18 protein-coding genes and 3 pseudogenes are annotated in these 12,422 nt (G+C 38.4%); 16 read left to right on the top strand and 5 right to left on the bottom strand.

The window, feature by feature from the left end:
- Positions 1–265 precede the first annotated feature (265 nt).
- From ACQKKK_RS08240 to ACQKKK_RS08225, 4 genes and pseudogenes are all read left to right on the top strand, one after another.
- Positions 266–1,575 (top strand): annotated as a pseudogene (locus ACQKKK_RS08240) (short-chain fatty acid transporter).
- A 372-nt stretch (positions 1,576–1,947) separates the two neighbouring features.
- Positions 1,948–2,286 carry a hypothetical protein gene (locus ACQKKK_RS08235; protein ID WP_427615472.1) on the top strand — a complete coding sequence of 113 codons (339 nt, stop codon included), beginning with the start codon at positions 1,948–1,950 and terminating at the stop codon, positions 2,284–2,286.
- Between the two features lie 169 nt (positions 2,287–2,455).
- Positions 2,456–3,172: pseudogene (locus ACQKKK_RS08230) on the top strand (ZIP family metal transporter).
- 191 nt (positions 3,173–3,363) lie between these two features.
- Complete coding sequence (locus ACQKKK_RS08225; protein WP_427615470.1) at positions 3,364–3,720, top strand: hypothetical protein; 357 nt, start codon at positions 3,364–3,366, stop codon at positions 3,718–3,720.
- A gap of 149 nt (positions 3,721–3,869) precedes the next feature.
- Here the strand turns inward: ACQKKK_RS08225 and ACQKKK_RS08220 are convergent, their stop codons facing one another.
- Entirely contained in the window at positions 3,870–4,223 is a 354-nt protein-coding gene (locus tag ACQKKK_RS08220) for a hypothetical protein (RefSeq protein WP_427615468.1), read from the bottom strand.
- Between the two features lie 185 nt (positions 4,224–4,408).
- Positions 4,409–5,335 carry an NAD(P)-dependent alcohol dehydrogenase gene (locus tag ACQKKK_RS08215; protein ID WP_427615466.1) on the bottom strand — a complete coding sequence of 309 codons (927 nt, stop codon included), beginning with the start codon at positions 5,333–5,335 and terminating at the stop codon, positions 4,409–4,411.
- A gap of 192 nt (positions 5,336–5,527) precedes the next feature.
- Here ACQKKK_RS08215 and ACQKKK_RS08210 point away from each other — a divergent pair, with 192 nt between their 5' ends.
- A complete protein-coding gene (locus ACQKKK_RS08210) occupies positions 5,528–6,097 on the top strand; it encodes a dihydrofolate reductase family protein (protein WP_427615464.1) in 570 nt (189 codons plus the stop codon).
- Between the two features lie 311 nt (positions 6,098–6,408).
- Here the strand turns inward: ACQKKK_RS08210 and ACQKKK_RS08205 are convergent, their stop codons facing one another.
- The gene (locus ACQKKK_RS08205; protein ID WP_427615462.1) at positions 6,409–6,549 is read right to left on the bottom strand and encodes a hypothetical protein; all 141 of its coding nucleotides are present in this window, start codon (positions 6,547–6,549) and stop codon (positions 6,409–6,411) included.
- Positions 6,550–6,679: 130 nt separating this feature from the next.
- Here ACQKKK_RS08205 and ACQKKK_RS08200 point away from each other — a divergent pair, with 130 nt between their 5' ends.
- The 3 genes from ACQKKK_RS08200 to ACQKKK_RS08190 all read left to right on the top strand — a co-directional run bounded on the left by ACQKKK_RS08200 (position 6,680) and on the right by ACQKKK_RS08190 (position 7,811).
- The gene (locus ACQKKK_RS08200; RefSeq protein ID WP_427615461.1) at positions 6,680–7,192 is read left to right on the top strand and encodes a DUF6773 family protein; all 513 of its coding nucleotides are present in this window, start codon (positions 6,680–6,682) and stop codon (positions 7,190–7,192) included.
- 10 nt (positions 7,193–7,202) lie between these two features.
- On the top strand, positions 7,203–7,409 hold the full coding sequence (locus ACQKKK_RS08195; protein WP_427615459.1) for a helix-turn-helix transcriptional regulator: 207 nt from the start codon (positions 7,203–7,205) through the stop codon (positions 7,407–7,409).
- Between the two features lie 144 nt (positions 7,410–7,553).
- Positions 7,554–7,811, top strand: a complete 258-nt coding sequence (locus ACQKKK_RS08190; RefSeq protein WP_427615457.1) for a sigma-G-dependent sporulation-specific acid-soluble spore protein CsgA — start codon at positions 7,554–7,556, stop codon at positions 7,809–7,811.
- 46 nt (positions 7,812–7,857) lie between these two features.
- Here the strand turns inward: ACQKKK_RS08190 and ACQKKK_RS08185 are convergent, their stop codons facing one another.
- Both ACQKKK_RS08185 and ACQKKK_RS08180 read right to left on the bottom strand, forming a co-directional pair.
- The gene (locus tag ACQKKK_RS08185) at positions 7,858–8,502 is read right to left on the bottom strand and encodes a hypothetical protein (RefSeq protein ID WP_427615455.1); all 645 of its coding nucleotides are present in this window, start codon (positions 8,500–8,502) and stop codon (positions 7,858–7,860) included.
- 234 nt (positions 8,503–8,736) lie between these two features.
- Positions 8,737–9,225, bottom strand: coding sequence for a hypothetical protein (locus ACQKKK_RS08180; protein ID WP_427615453.1), 489 nt, complete (start codon positions 9,223–9,225; stop codon positions 8,737–8,739).
- A gap of 464 nt (positions 9,226–9,689) precedes the next feature.
- Between ACQKKK_RS08180 and ACQKKK_RS08175 the strand changes: the two genes are divergently transcribed.
- The 8 genes and pseudogenes from ACQKKK_RS08175 (at position 9,690) to ACQKKK_RS08140 (ending at position 12,323) form a co-directional block, all read left to right on the top strand.
- On the top strand, positions 9,690–9,908 hold the full coding sequence (locus ACQKKK_RS08175; RefSeq protein ID WP_427615451.1) for a DUF1659 domain-containing protein: 219 nt from the start codon (positions 9,690–9,692) through the stop codon (positions 9,906–9,908).
- A gap of 33 nt (positions 9,909–9,941) precedes the next feature.
- The gene (locus tag ACQKKK_RS08170) at positions 9,942–10,160 is read left to right on the top strand and encodes a DUF2922 domain-containing protein (RefSeq protein WP_427615449.1); all 219 of its coding nucleotides are present in this window, start codon (positions 9,942–9,944) and stop codon (positions 10,158–10,160) included.
- 51 nt (positions 10,161–10,211) lie between these two features.
- On the top strand, positions 10,212–10,367 hold the full coding sequence (locus tag ACQKKK_RS08165) for a YvrJ family protein (RefSeq protein ID WP_427615448.1): 156 nt from the start codon (positions 10,212–10,214) through the stop codon (positions 10,365–10,367).
- A gap of 157 nt (positions 10,368–10,524) precedes the next feature.
- The gene (locus ACQKKK_RS08160) at positions 10,525–10,770 is read left to right on the top strand and encodes a KGG domain-containing protein (RefSeq protein WP_427615446.1); all 246 of its coding nucleotides are present in this window, start codon (positions 10,525–10,527) and stop codon (positions 10,768–10,770) included.
- Positions 10,771–10,909: 139 nt separating this feature from the next.
- Positions 10,910–11,314 carry a KGG domain-containing protein gene (locus ACQKKK_RS08155; RefSeq protein ID WP_427615444.1) on the top strand — a complete coding sequence of 135 codons (405 nt, stop codon included), beginning with the start codon at positions 10,910–10,912 and terminating at the stop codon, positions 11,312–11,314.
- A gap of 122 nt (positions 11,315–11,436) precedes the next feature.
- Positions 11,437–11,595 carry a hypothetical protein gene (locus ACQKKK_RS08150; protein WP_427615442.1) on the top strand — a complete coding sequence of 53 codons (159 nt, stop codon included), beginning with the start codon at positions 11,437–11,439 and terminating at the stop codon, positions 11,593–11,595.
- 92 nt (positions 11,596–11,687) lie between these two features.
- Positions 11,688–11,789, top strand: a pseudogene (locus ACQKKK_RS08145) (helix-turn-helix domain-containing protein); the annotation flags it as partial.
- Between the two features lie 114 nt (positions 11,790–11,903).
- Positions 11,904–12,323: a VOC family protein gene (locus tag ACQKKK_RS08140; protein WP_427615440.1), complete on the top strand. Its 420-nt coding sequence runs from the start codon at positions 11,904–11,906 to the stop codon at positions 12,321–12,323.
- Positions 12,324–12,422: the final 99 nt, after the last annotated feature.

The raw sequence follows: 12,422 nt of genomic DNA, 5'->3' as shown, positions 1-12,422 counted from the left end.
TTTTAAGAAATATACTCCTTTGAATAAGATTATATTTCAACGTTTTAAAAAATAATTAGTCGGAAGTTTTTGAGTCAACAGGACCCGATTCAAAACAAAGTAGCAAGCCATGCCCATTTTCGGCACTGCCTAAAAGAAAAAAGCCTTGCAGAAGTTCTGGATTGGTTATTCGCCAGGCAGGATCCCTAATAGAGGAATATGTTAATAATTGTAGAAATTACAAAGGGGGGTTGATTTTAAAAAGGAGGATAAAAAGTTGAAAGTAATGGTAGCCTTTTTTAATCGTGTTATGCAGAGATATTTACCCGATCCATTTATATTTGTTATTATTCTAACTTTTGTTGTGTTTGGATTGGGACTTATTTTCACCGATAGCGGACCTTATCAGATGGCTCAGCATTGGGGAAATGGATTTTGGGGATTGCTTCTTTTTGCTATGCAGATGGTTCTTGTTTTAGTAACTGGACATGTATTAGCTAGTAGCAGAATTTTTAAAAGGGGATTAGGTGCTCTTGCATCTATGGCTAAATCTCCAGGTCAGGCAATTATTATTGTAAGTGTCGTTTCTCTCGTAGCAAGCTGGATAAACTGGGGATTCGGACTTGTTATTGGGGCTTTGTTCGCTAAAGAATTAGCGAAAAAAGTAGAAAATGTTGATTATCGCCTTTTAATTGCGAGTGCTTATTCTGGATTTCTCATCTGGCATGGTGGAATATCTGGATCAACTCCATTGACTATTGCTACTCCAGGCCACTTTTCCGAAGATTTAATTGGTATTATCCCAACAAGTGAAACGATATTTTCTAGTTTTAATCTTTTTATTGTTATAGCTTTAATCATAATCGTTCCATTAGTTAATCGATTCATGATGCCTTCAAAGGAACAAACAGTGACTGTAGATCTTGCTCTCCTAGAGGATGATGTCCAGGCAGCTACTATTGAAAAAGAGGATTTGACTCCTGCTGAGAGGCTTGAGAATAGCCGGATTATCTCTCTATCAATTGGGATATTAGGGATTGTTTTTCTTTTCTATTATTTTGTACTTAACGGTTTTAAACTCAATCTTGATATTGTTAATTTCTTATTCTTATTTTTAGGAATTCTCTTTCATGGTACTCCAAAACACTTTTTAGAGGCTGTTGTTAATGCAGTAAAAGGAGCGAGTGGGATCATCATCCAATTCCCTTTTTATGCGGGGATTATGGGTATGATGACAGCATCAGGTTTAGCTACTGTTATATCTAATGGTTTCGTTTCAATATCTAATGAATTTACATTCCCGTTATTTGCGTTTTTAAGTGCAGGATTGGTCAATATTTTCATACCTTCTGGTGGAGGTCAATGGGCGGTTCAAGCTCCTGTTATGCTGGATGCATCGATAGCACTTGATGTATCCATTCCAAAAACGGCTATGGCGGTTGCCTGGGAGATGCATGGACTAATCTAATCCAACCATTCTGGGCACTCCCTGCTCTTGCTATTGCTGGTCTAAAGGCAAAAGATATTATGGGTTACTGTGTATTGACTCTTTTTGTAAGTGGTATTGTTATTTCACTAGGACTCTTGTTTTTCTAAAAAGGATTTTTAGATTAGACAGTATTTAGGATGATAATGAATGAAAAATAAAGGATCTATTCAACTAGTTAAATTTGAATAGCTCTTTTATTTTTTGTAGTGTTGTCAGGAAAATGTGGATTTACAACGTTAAGACACGAATAAAACTTTTTAATTCCTCTATTAAATATAATGTGAACTTTTTCTATACAGGGATGCACCCACATCGCCATCAAGTTAAAATTTTATGCAACCCCAAAACAAAATTCTGCACTTAGGCTGTTATCTGTTTTTAATAAAACTTATTTGTTAAGTAACTTAGCCGAAAAGAAACCGAAATGAACAATTGATAAAATAAGTTTTTATGGAGACGGATTTTGAGGGGGAACAAAGTTGGAGGATCATGTAAAAAAGGCGTTAGTTGAATGGAATGAGGAAATTAGTGATGTGCTAAGCGGGATAGAAAAAGAGTATGAAGAAGTTAAGCGGGATCTTCAGGTTTATTCCTATAAATTCAATATCACCAAACAAGTTGTACAATCCACTATAAATGATGAAATTATTCGAAATATACGTGAGCAGTATCATAAACCTTTTGAACAAAAATTGAACGAATTGAAAGAATCCATAAAAGAGCTGGAAGAAAAGAGAAAGGTTTTTCAAATGTTTGTTGATAAAATTGAAAAGGTTAGTGATAAAGAAGAAGGAAAAACGCAAATATCAGTCATATAAGGCAGCGAAGGCTAGGATAATAATAGCGACTCTACTATTCTATATACAAAAACTATGGCAGCGAATATAACTGCTTTTTTTTGCTGGAATTTGCAAAAAACGGCCCCATTGTTTACCCCAACATCTACCCGGGTACACTATCCTATAAAAAGGAAATGGGGGGAATTCTATGTGGAATGCCGTCTTTTGGGGAGGGGTTTCGGGTTCAGCTGTCCTGCTTGGCGCACTTGCCGCCATCTTCATTCCGATAAAGAAAAACATCATTGGCTATATTATGGCTTTTGGTACGGGTGTATTGATTGGTGCAGCGGCATATGAGCTGCTTGCTGATTCGGTGAGTGATGGAGGAATCTGGGCGACGGCGATCGGATTCATAACAGGGGCACAGTGTTTAACGCCTTGGATTTTCTTATTTCCAAAAAAGGTGCGGATAAAAGGAAACGTTCCAATAATAGCTCTTCGAGGGAAGCGGGCCTAGCCATTTTCATCGGGACGGTGATGGATGCCATACCAGAGTCGATCATGATTGGCGCCAGCTTAATAAGCGGTGGCTCGGCTATTGGTCATTGCCATCTTCATCAGTAATATTCCGGAAGGGCTCTCAAGTACAACAGGTATGCTCAAAAGTGACTATTCCAAGAAGAAAATCATGCTGCTGTGGTTTTCCGTCCTGCTCATTTCGGCTCTATCCTCGATGTCGGGCTATCTATTCCTCGATCATGCCCCGGACTATGTCCTGGCAGCGATGGCAGCATTTGCAGGCGGCGGAATCATCGCCATGATTGCGTCAACGATGATGCCTGAAGCATATGAAGACGGAGGACCGATCACGGTCATATTCACTGCGGCAGGTCTGCTTATCTCTTTGGTTCTGGATTCAATGTGATAACGACAAAGTGAGATTGCCCCCTTGGAAGGAAGGGGGCATTTTTGGTGTGGAAAAACATAAAAAATCTATCAAAAATGGGTAACGGAAAATAAGGAAATCTAGCTTTAAAGAAGAATTGTTGGTGTTAAAATACCATTTCAAATCATACACTCTTCATATAGATTTTAGACATTGAGGAGATGTTAGAAATGAACTTCGAGATGCAAATAGCGAATATGTTAGCTAAAAATATAAACGGGTTTATTGAATTCGTCCGTGAAAATCATGAAAATGAACATAATTGTTTTTGTTTAAATAGAGATAAGTTGTATCAATTGAAACTTCTTGTAGAGGAGTTTAAGTTTCAAGTATTGGCCGATGAACTTAAACGAATCAATCGGTTTACCTGGGATGAAAACTACACTACTTTATTAGTTGATAGATTCAGGAAAGGGATGAGCATCATTGAAGAATACGTAGAAAGAAACTACGATGATTTATTCATATTCACTGCCAGACTTTACACATTGAATAGCCTCAGCTTAACCTTTTGCAAGGAGGAATAAGGTGTTCCATTTAATCTGTAGTTTTGAATGAGATGGAAGAGTATTTGCTTCGCGATAAAATGCAGTCCGGTAACTTTGGACACAGCCCTTCGCGAATAAAAGAAGCCTAAAGTAAAAAAAGACTAATAGGTGCAGAGAGGTGCACCTATTTAATAATTCGCCCATAAAAAGATGGAAAAAAGGATTAAAAAAGTGATCGTTTTTAGAACAGCCTTCCGCTTTGATGGTGCATCTAACCATGTCAAAACAATGCTCACCATTATTCCGATAGAAAGAAGTACAACGCCAATCGTTTCCAACCATGTCATTTCAAAAATTGGTTCGAGCAACAAGAATACCCAACCGAGTGCGAATAAACCAATCGTAAAGATAAAACGCTTACTCGTAAAATCAGTCTTCACGTCGTTTCGTTCTTCTTCCGACATCTTTTTATAACCCCGCCACATCATGAAGGCCGGAATCCCTATCATTAAAACAAATCGTACGATTGCATCTATATTCATTGAGTCCTCCAGAAATTATAAGCTACCATCCATATACGTTTGTTCCTGGAAAAAGTTTCAACATCTAAGAGACAATTGGGAGAAGGCTAGAAGGACATCCCTCATAATGATTAATGCCGTTATACCCCTTTAGATCCAATTGTCTAAGGGGGATTTTCATGTTCATGCATTTGAAATGGGTTTTGTCAGGATTTATCGTGATCGACCAGGGTTATTACTACATTTCCTTTTTTATGTCCTAGTTCTACATATCTATGAGCCTCGGGAATTTGCTCCAGCGGGTATCGTTTATCAATTACTGATTTTATCTTTCCAGTTTCGATGAGCTCTTTGAGGAATAGTAAATCTTCCGTACGTATCTTTGCTATCCCTTGTCCTTCAACAGACACGTATCGTCCGTTCGGGGTCAGAGCTTTCTTGCAAGTGGCTTTCGAACTTTTCCCAACTGCATCAAAGATGATATCATATCGCTCATTCCTTTCCGTAAAATCCTCTTTCGTATAATCAATCACCTTATCGGCTCCCAACGATTTAACCAATTCGAAATTAGCGGCACTGCATACTCCGGCAACTTCTGTTCCAAAGTATTTGGCAAGCTGTACCGCAGAAGTCCCTACCGAACCGGATGCACCGTAGATGAGGACTTTTTGTCCTTCCTGGATATTGCCTTTTCTGAAAAAATGCAGGGCTGTCGTTCCTCCGAAAGAAACGGCGGCGGCTTCCTCATAGGTCACATTGACAGGCTTCATTGCGATTGCCCCGTCTTCAGGTAAGCATGTATATTCGGCATGGGCACCAAAATTCATTCCAGTCATGGCAAAGACCTGGTCGCCTTTTTTGAATTTTTTCACATTCCTCCCCGTTTCCTCTATCTCCCCGGCCAACTCTACTCCCAGTATTGATTTTCGCGGTTTTCTAAGACCCAAGAAGATTCGCATCGGCAGCCATAACAAGAAAGGGCTCTTGAAACTCCGGACTCTTATGTCCCCTGAAGCCACTGTTGCCGCATGGACCTTTACGAGTATTTCGTTGTCCTTGGGAGAAGGCTTTGCTACCTCTTTGAGTTCCAGTACATCGGGTGAACCGTATTTTGTGCATACCATTGCTTTCATAGCGAGTCTCCTTAGTTTTTTGATTCAATCTTTTAATACTATGATAGAAGCTGTAATATAAAACTACATGTAAGCGAAACGGAAGAATGAATGCTTAAAAGCATTATGTATTTGTCCGGCATGGGTTAGGGGCAAGTGTCTCGCTGAGCGGTCGAAACCATATGGGACAGTATAGACAAAGGAGATAAAAGTATGGCCATTAACGAAAGACCAAGAAGAATAGTTTTAGATTTAGCAGTTACTTTAGATGGATTTATTGAAGGGCCGAAAGGAGAAGTTGACTGGTGCATTATGGACTCTGAAATGGGGTTCATTGATTTCTTAAATGATATTGATACTATTTTTTATGGGAGAAAAAGCTATGATTTATGGGGACAATATACTCCAGAAGATGTGGTATCTGATACTGAAAAAGAAATTTGGAAATTAGTTCATGGCAAAGAAAAATACATGTTTTCCAAAACAAAAAAAAGCACTGATGATAAAGTAACAATCATAAATGATAATATTGTTGAAGAAGTAAATAAATTAAAGAAAAAGCCTGGTAAAGACATCTGGCTTTATGGCGGGGCAAGTCTTATTACATCTTTTATAAGATTGGGGCTTGTTGATGAATTTAGGTTATCTGTTCACCCTGTTGTTTTAGGGGAAGGGAAACCTTTGTTTATTGACATGAAGGAGAGATTGAATCTAAAACTGGTTGATACAAAAAGCTTTTCCTCTGGCGTAGTTCAACTTTGCTATCATCTTAATGAAGAATAATAATATGAATTTCTTCATCAGCTGAAGAGATGATACTTTTATTTAAATGCTAAACCTTGGCAAAAAGCGATGCCAAATAAACAAAGAATGGAGCCTTCAATTAGTTGGAGGCTCCGTTTTTTATTCCTTTATATAAAGCATTATAATGTAAATGGTGATTTTAATGTTCTACTTTTCGATGTTAGCCGTCCATTGACCGTCTGCAGTGACAACTAATAAGTAATAACCGTCAGTCGGCGGCATATTCATAATCACCGTCATTAAATCATTGGCTGTCTTTGTCATCATTGCCCTCTATACTTGGTTTGGTATTATATAAAATGATAATTCACGAGTAAATCCTTTAAATTCACGAGTAAAACTCCAAAATTCACGAGTAAATGCTTGGAATTCACGAGTAAAACTCCAAAACTCACGAGTAAAACCATAAATAAGGCTAATGAGGTATCCATACTTGATGTGTGGGTACCTTTTTTTATACACTTTGCAATTTATAAAATATAAAATGTAATATATATGTTGCAAAAAGTTAAATAAACCATATAATAAGAATGAGTGATGGAATTAAATGGAGGTCGATCGATGATGGATTTATTTAAACGAACGAAAAAGATTAGGGATGAGCGGGTTGAGCATGTAAGAAATAAAATTTATAAAGAAACGTATCACGTCATTTTGGCCATTTGCCTGGTGAGTGCACTTTTCAAACTATATAAATATGGTGCAGGCAGCGGGGAGTTATATCTGGAATTCGTGATCATCGTTGCAGGAGGAATGTATTTCTTAGCTCGCTCCATTTTTTTAGGCGTACTCTGGGATGAAGTGGAAATGCATGACCGGACTAGTAAAACACCGATGAGCAGGAAAACAATTTTTGGTACAGTTGCTTTAGCCCTCATCTTCGCTACATTTTTGGGGGTGAATAGTGCTGTGTCCTATGCGGATAGCAGTTCCCAGGGTCTATGGTATTTTGTATTGGTATCGTTTGTTTCAGTTATGATCTATTTGCCGATTTTACTTCTGTTTTTTGGTGGTATATACTTGCTAGCGAAGAAAATCGGAATGAAAAATAGCGAAGATAATAAGAAATTGTAGGTGCCATCCTTTGAAAAATATGAAACTGAAGCTGGCGAGAGTAGAAAAGGACTTGTCACAAGATGAACTGGCCAAGATTGTCGGCGTTTCCAGGCAAACGATAGGATTGATTGAATCCGGGAAATATAACCCCTCATTGAGTTTGTGCGTGGGTATTTGTAAAGCATTATCCCGTACGTTAAATGATTTGTTTTGGGAGGAAGAAGTAAAAAAATAAGCAAAGGAGTATCCATTGATTTGGATACTCTTTTTTGGGTTCAGGCATCCCAGGACATGCCTCCTAAAAACAAGGAATGTATCATTAAAAAATGGGGGAAGGTATAGATTGTAAGCAAAAAATCTAACATTCGAGAGGGATGGTATGATGGATCGTACGATTGGTTACTTACGTGAGATATTGTCTAACTATACAGACCAATATCCTGAAGCGCAGGAAATTTATAATAAAATCAAAAGCGGACACTTTCATTCAGAAGAAGAACTCGTCAATAAATTAAGCGGTAAAGAAGCCAGTCTCCTTAACCATATTCTTCCTCAGGAAATTAAGCATGCAAAGGAAGCCAGTGATACGGAACGGGTCACTCAATTATCAGAGGTATATGAACTGATTCTTGTTTAACAAAACCTTGTCCATGGTGACCATGGACAAGGTTTTATTGGTTTTTTTAATCCATTTCGCTAAGTGAATCCATATGGCTGGCTATCATGGCGATGATCGTGCTAGCTTCTTCCTTGCTGAAAATGAAATTTGTTTCATCCTTTATCAGGTCATCATCCGCTGTCCGAATCCGATTGATCCGTTTCAGTACTCCATCACCCGTTTCCTGCACAATCCCGAATTGATAGGTGACCTCCACTTCATTATCCTGGATATAGGCGGTCACTTCAGGCGTTTCCCAATCTACATCGATTTCGTATATATCGGAATCTCCGCCGCCGTCTGAATCATATGATTCATCATATTCATCATCCATTTCATATTCATAATCGGTGTCATCCTCTTCCAGATAGTTATGGAAGCTTTCATGGACAGCATCGACGATATCTTCAATATCTGAAAGGATCACCTTGCTAATCTGCCCTAAATCAGGCTCGAAGGATTCCATATAAAATTCCTCATTATGCGGATCGAAAAACAGCGTGGAAAAGTAATCCCTCTCATTGTCATCCAGCTCTGTATAAAATTCGATGCGTGGATGCTTAGACCCGCGTTCCACGATCATGCTGCCATTGCGGTCATATTTCTCACAAATTGATTTAAGATGATCCTGCAATTCCCCGCTTACTCTGTCAAACCATTCTAATGACATCCAACATCCACTTCCTTTCGTGATTATTATTTCCCGGAAAAGGAGAACATGACGTGCCATTTAAAGCCAAATGCAATTTAATTTTGCCTAATAATGAAACTTGTCAGTTATAAAAAAGTAATTTAAAGGGAAGATAAAATGAGATGAATTTCAAATATAAAAAAAGGGTTAAAGGTGGCAAATTCCAATGACATTCCGTATGGAAAAGCTAAGGAAGCTATTACTTCTTATGATTTATTTAGCAGGTTCTATATAAAAATAAATTCCAGTTTCGGTGTCGATTGTAGGACTTACCTCACTAGTTTGTGTTTTAACGATAGGGTTTTGCTCTTTACTTAATCCGGTATAAATTGTAAAATTCTTTCCTGATTGTGTTTTTGTTCCCCAACTGATCTGAGATGAATATTTTTTGACTTTATCATTTTTAACAAGTACATCTTGATCTGGGTCATACCAAGTAAATTTTCCTCCTTGCTCGCTGATGCTTGAAACTCCTACTCCCAAGCCTTCCTCTAATTGTTTCTTATAAATAACAAATGTTTCTCCGTTTTCACTAACCTCTCCTATGATGTCTTCTTTTTTTATCTTTTCTTCTTTAATGCCATGATCAATTGTTTCTTCTATGGTCTTAAACCATTTCAATTCACTGGCTTCATCGTTCGCTATTGCAGAACATCCAGTAAGTGCAATCATGGCTAATGCAAAAGGTAACACTACTTTCATTTAAAAATCCCCCTTTAAGAAAAGATAGTACTTTCATATTACATTTGATGTGAAAGAAATTACAATATATAGAAAATGATTTCCTGCAATTCAAGTTTGTTGAAGGCTTAACTGGTTAAAATGTAAGTCACCTTGTGGCAAATGCCGTGTTGAAAGGGAATCCATCCGATCCCCCGGGTTGGCCAATTCAAAAGGGAAAGCAGATTACGATTTGCATTACAGTTAACGACATGAAAAAGAAGGCGGCCAGGTAAAGATGCCGCTAGAAAAATTCCTTTAGCCCTGCTTTTGGCGGACAAACTTCGGTGTAGCCTTTCAAATTTTCACTGAAAGACAAATCTAAATACGGATAAAAAGCTGCTCAAATGATGGCGGTTTTTTCTTCGTTTTGCTGAAGAAATTTCAAGACCATGCTACTTTCATCCCGAAAAGATTTATATAGAGTGTGAAAGGGGGTGAGTGGCATGGCAAACCAGATTCCAGTATCAAGTACGTTGCGGATTGATTTTGAGACGGGGTTAAATGAAAAGGGGGCTCTTGTTTTCAAGCGGAGGTCATTTTCGAACATCAAGGTTGAGGCGACGGCGGACCAGCTGTTTTCGACAGCTGTTGCAATCGCAAGCGTGCAGAATTATCCAATGGGGGAAGTGACTCGAGTGGATACAAGTTCATTGATTGGTTAATCGACTTTTGGAAGAGGGGGGAGGTGATTTGAAATGGCTAAAGTACTTGAAATGATTTTCGTTACGGAGGAAGGGAAGACAGCGACGATTTCCGTTGATAATCCGAAGGAGCCAGTCAATGTTAATACGATTAAACTGGCAATGGAACAAATGATTGAGGGGAATGTGTTCGTTGCATCTTCCGGAGATTTCGTCGATTTGAAAGCAGCGCGCCTTGTCGAGCGGAATGTCGAGGAAGTGGAACTGATCTAACGAAGGGAAGGGCATCTTTTTAGGACAGCCTGGAAGAGAGGTGGATAAAAAGTGGATCAAATCCTGCCACTTGTCAGTGATATTGGGTTCCCGATCATTGTTACCCTTTATTTGCTTCATAGGATTGAAACGAAATTGGATACTTTGAATGATACCCTTGTGGAGCTGCCAGATCGCTTGAGAGAAGGGATTCGCAAGTCAGGTTAAGGATAAATGGGAAGCATCATGAGAGTGATATCATTCATGATGCTTTTCCATTTGAATGGAAAAGTTTTAATAGATTCTAGTTTTATATCGAAACTATCGGGTATACATAAAACTGTAGCTAGTTCATAAAAAATCCAAATAATAAGGAGGAGTTTTAATGACTAACAACAATGAAAAAATGAGCAGGGAAGAAGCAGGGCGCAAAGGCGGGGAAGCAACAGCCAAAAATCATGATAAGGAATTTTTCCAGGAGATTGGCCAAAAAGGCGGAGAGACCACTTCCGAAAATCATGATAAGGAATTCTATCAGGAAATTGGCCAAAAAGGCGGAGAGGCACGTGCCAATCAACGTGATGGCGGCAACTCTGACGGGTCCAATGATGGAAAAATGAGCAGGACTTAATGGCGGGTAAAAGAGTCGCCGTTAAATAGAAGAAGCGACCTGAAGTATTTAGCAGATTCTGGTTTTATAGCCGTTCAAGCGGGTATATGACACATGTAGCTAGTTCATGAAAAATCCAAATAATAAGGAGGAATTTTTAATGACTAACAACAATGGTAAAATGAATCGTGAAGAAGCAGGACGTAAAGGCGGAGAAACAACAGCCAAAAATCATGATAAGGAATTCTATCAGGAAATTGGCGAAAAAGGCGGAGAAGCAACAGCCGAAAATCATGATAAGGAATTCTATCAAGAGATTGGCGAAAAAGGCGGAGAAGCAACAGCCGAAAATCATGATAAGGAATTCTATCAAGAGATTGGCGAAAAAGGCGGAGAAGCGACATCCGAAAGTCATGGTAAGGAATTCTATCAGGAAATCGGCGAAAAAGGCGGAGAGGCACGAGCCAATCAACGAGATGGCGGTGGCAGCTCTGACGGTTCCAGTAATGGAAAAATGAGCCGTGAAGAAGCAGGACGCAAAGGCGGGGAAAAAAGCCGCCGTTAAAATATAATCCAGGAAACTCATAAAAAACCGAGGGAGTAACCATTCCCTCGGTTTTTTCGTTTTTCTATGCCATCACATGGAAATTCCCTTCAGCACATTACAAAGTGTGCTTGGAAATTAAAGTGGGTAAAGAAATAACACCTAGAAAAGAAAGAGGTGATGAAGAAGTTGATTGCTTATTATTCATTCCCCCGTTTAAAAGCAGGTGGAGTCTAACAGGTATCGTTTATCTCATTTCCAAGAAGAATCAAGCGGTTTTCAAAACGAATTCATTGCTGTGAAAGATTGAACGGAAAGAAGATGCAATTAAGCTTATTTTGGCCTGATTAGGGTGGTTTCTATCGGGTATTTAGGGGGCAAAGGCAGATTTACAGCGGCACGGAGTCTATCAACTTTACAGGCGATTTGCAAGGCTTTAGAATGTCAGCCTGGAGACATTTTAGAATACAAAAGTGACGAAGACACTCAAGAATAATAAAAAACAAATTTCTTCAACTAACGGGTGCAGTAGTTAAGTGAATAATAGTCAAAGGACAGAGATACATAAGTGGAGAATATGTTATTTATCGAATAAAAGGAGGCTAATTTGATGAATGAAAAATTATTAAGGGTAGGTGCCACTTATATACCAGTTACTGATGTAGAACTTGCTTCGGATTGGTACGTAGGTAAATTGGGTGCAGAGTTAAGCTATAGAGATGAAGACAAAGCAATTCTTAATTTTGCAAACCAAAGTATTTTTCTTGTTAAATCTAAAGAAAACCAAAGCTCCAATTTTTATGATATTTACGGTGAAGAACACTTTTCTATGACCTTTGAAGTTAATGGGTTAGACGCTTTAGAAGCTGTCCATAAAGATTTTATCGAAAAAGAAATAAAAGTTGGAGAGATTGAAAACAGAGGTCACACTGGGAGAAACTTTGTTTTTTATGACTTAGATGGTAATAAATTTGATGTTTGGAGTGAATTAAGTCCACTATTCAAAGAAAAATATCTAATCTCGCAATAAAAAATATATACTCTTAATGAGCTAACAGGCTCGTTACTTCACGAGCTGATTAGCAGCTTCTTTTCTTATGGAACTAGTATGGTAGGATGGTTTATCAAG

This window comes from Peribacillus sp. NPDC006672 (assembly GCF_050274955.1).
In the GTDB taxonomy this organism is placed as follows: Bacteria; Bacillota; Bacilli; order Bacillales; family DSM-1321; genus Peribacillus.
Note: the sequence above shows the minus strand (reverse complement) of the source record. Positions and strands in the feature narration are given on the sequence as shown.

What these genes read in the sequence shown, in the direction of transcription:
- ACQKKK_RS08225 (WP_427615470.1), top strand. Translation starts at nt 3,364, where the DNA reads ATGAACTTCGAGATGCAAATAGCGAATATGTTAGCTAAAAATATAAAC.
- ACQKKK_RS08220 (WP_427615468.1), bottom strand. Translation starts at nt 4,223, where the DNA reads ATGAATATAGATGCAATCGTACGATTTGTTTTAATGATAGGGATTCCG.
- ACQKKK_RS08215 (WP_427615466.1), bottom strand. Translation starts at nt 5,335, where the DNA reads ATGAAAGCAATGGTATGCACAAAATACGGTTCACCCGATGTACTGGAA.
- ACQKKK_RS08210 (WP_427615464.1), top strand. Translation starts at nt 5,528, where the DNA reads ATGGCCATTAACGAAAGACCAAGAAGAATAGTTTTAGATTTAGCAGTT.
- ACQKKK_RS08205 (WP_427615462.1), bottom strand. Translation starts at nt 6,549, where the DNA reads ATGGATACCTCATTAGCCTTATTTATGGTTTTACTCGTGAGTTTTGGA.
- ACQKKK_RS08200 (WP_427615461.1), top strand. Translation starts at nt 6,680, where the DNA reads ATGATGGATTTATTTAAACGAACGAAAAAGATTAGGGATGAGCGGGTT.
- ACQKKK_RS08190 (WP_427615457.1), top strand. Translation starts at nt 7,554, where the DNA reads ATGATGGATCGTACGATTGGTTACTTACGTGAGATATTGTCTAACTAT.
- ACQKKK_RS08185 (WP_427615455.1), bottom strand. Translation starts at nt 8,502, where the DNA reads ATGTCATTAGAATGGTTTGACAGAGTAAGCGGGGAATTGCAGGATCAT.
- ACQKKK_RS08180 (WP_427615453.1), bottom strand. Translation starts at nt 9,225, where the DNA reads ATGAAAGTAGTGTTACCTTTTGCATTAGCCATGATTGCACTTACTGGA.
- ACQKKK_RS08175 (WP_427615451.1), top strand. Translation starts at nt 9,690, where the DNA reads ATGGCAAACCAGATTCCAGTATCAAGTACGTTGCGGATTGATTTTGAG.
- ACQKKK_RS08170 (WP_427615449.1), top strand. Translation starts at nt 9,942, where the DNA reads ATGGCTAAAGTACTTGAAATGATTTTCGTTACGGAGGAAGGGAAGACA.
- ACQKKK_RS08160 (WP_427615446.1), top strand. Translation starts at nt 10,525, where the DNA reads ATGACTAACAACAATGAAAAAATGAGCAGGGAAGAAGCAGGGCGCAAA.
- ACQKKK_RS08155 (WP_427615444.1), top strand. Translation starts at nt 10,910, where the DNA reads ATGACTAACAACAATGGTAAAATGAATCGTGAAGAAGCAGGACGTAAA.
- ACQKKK_RS08140 (WP_427615440.1), top strand. Translation starts at nt 11,904, where the DNA reads ATGAATGAAAAATTATTAAGGGTAGGTGCCACTTATATACCAGTTACT.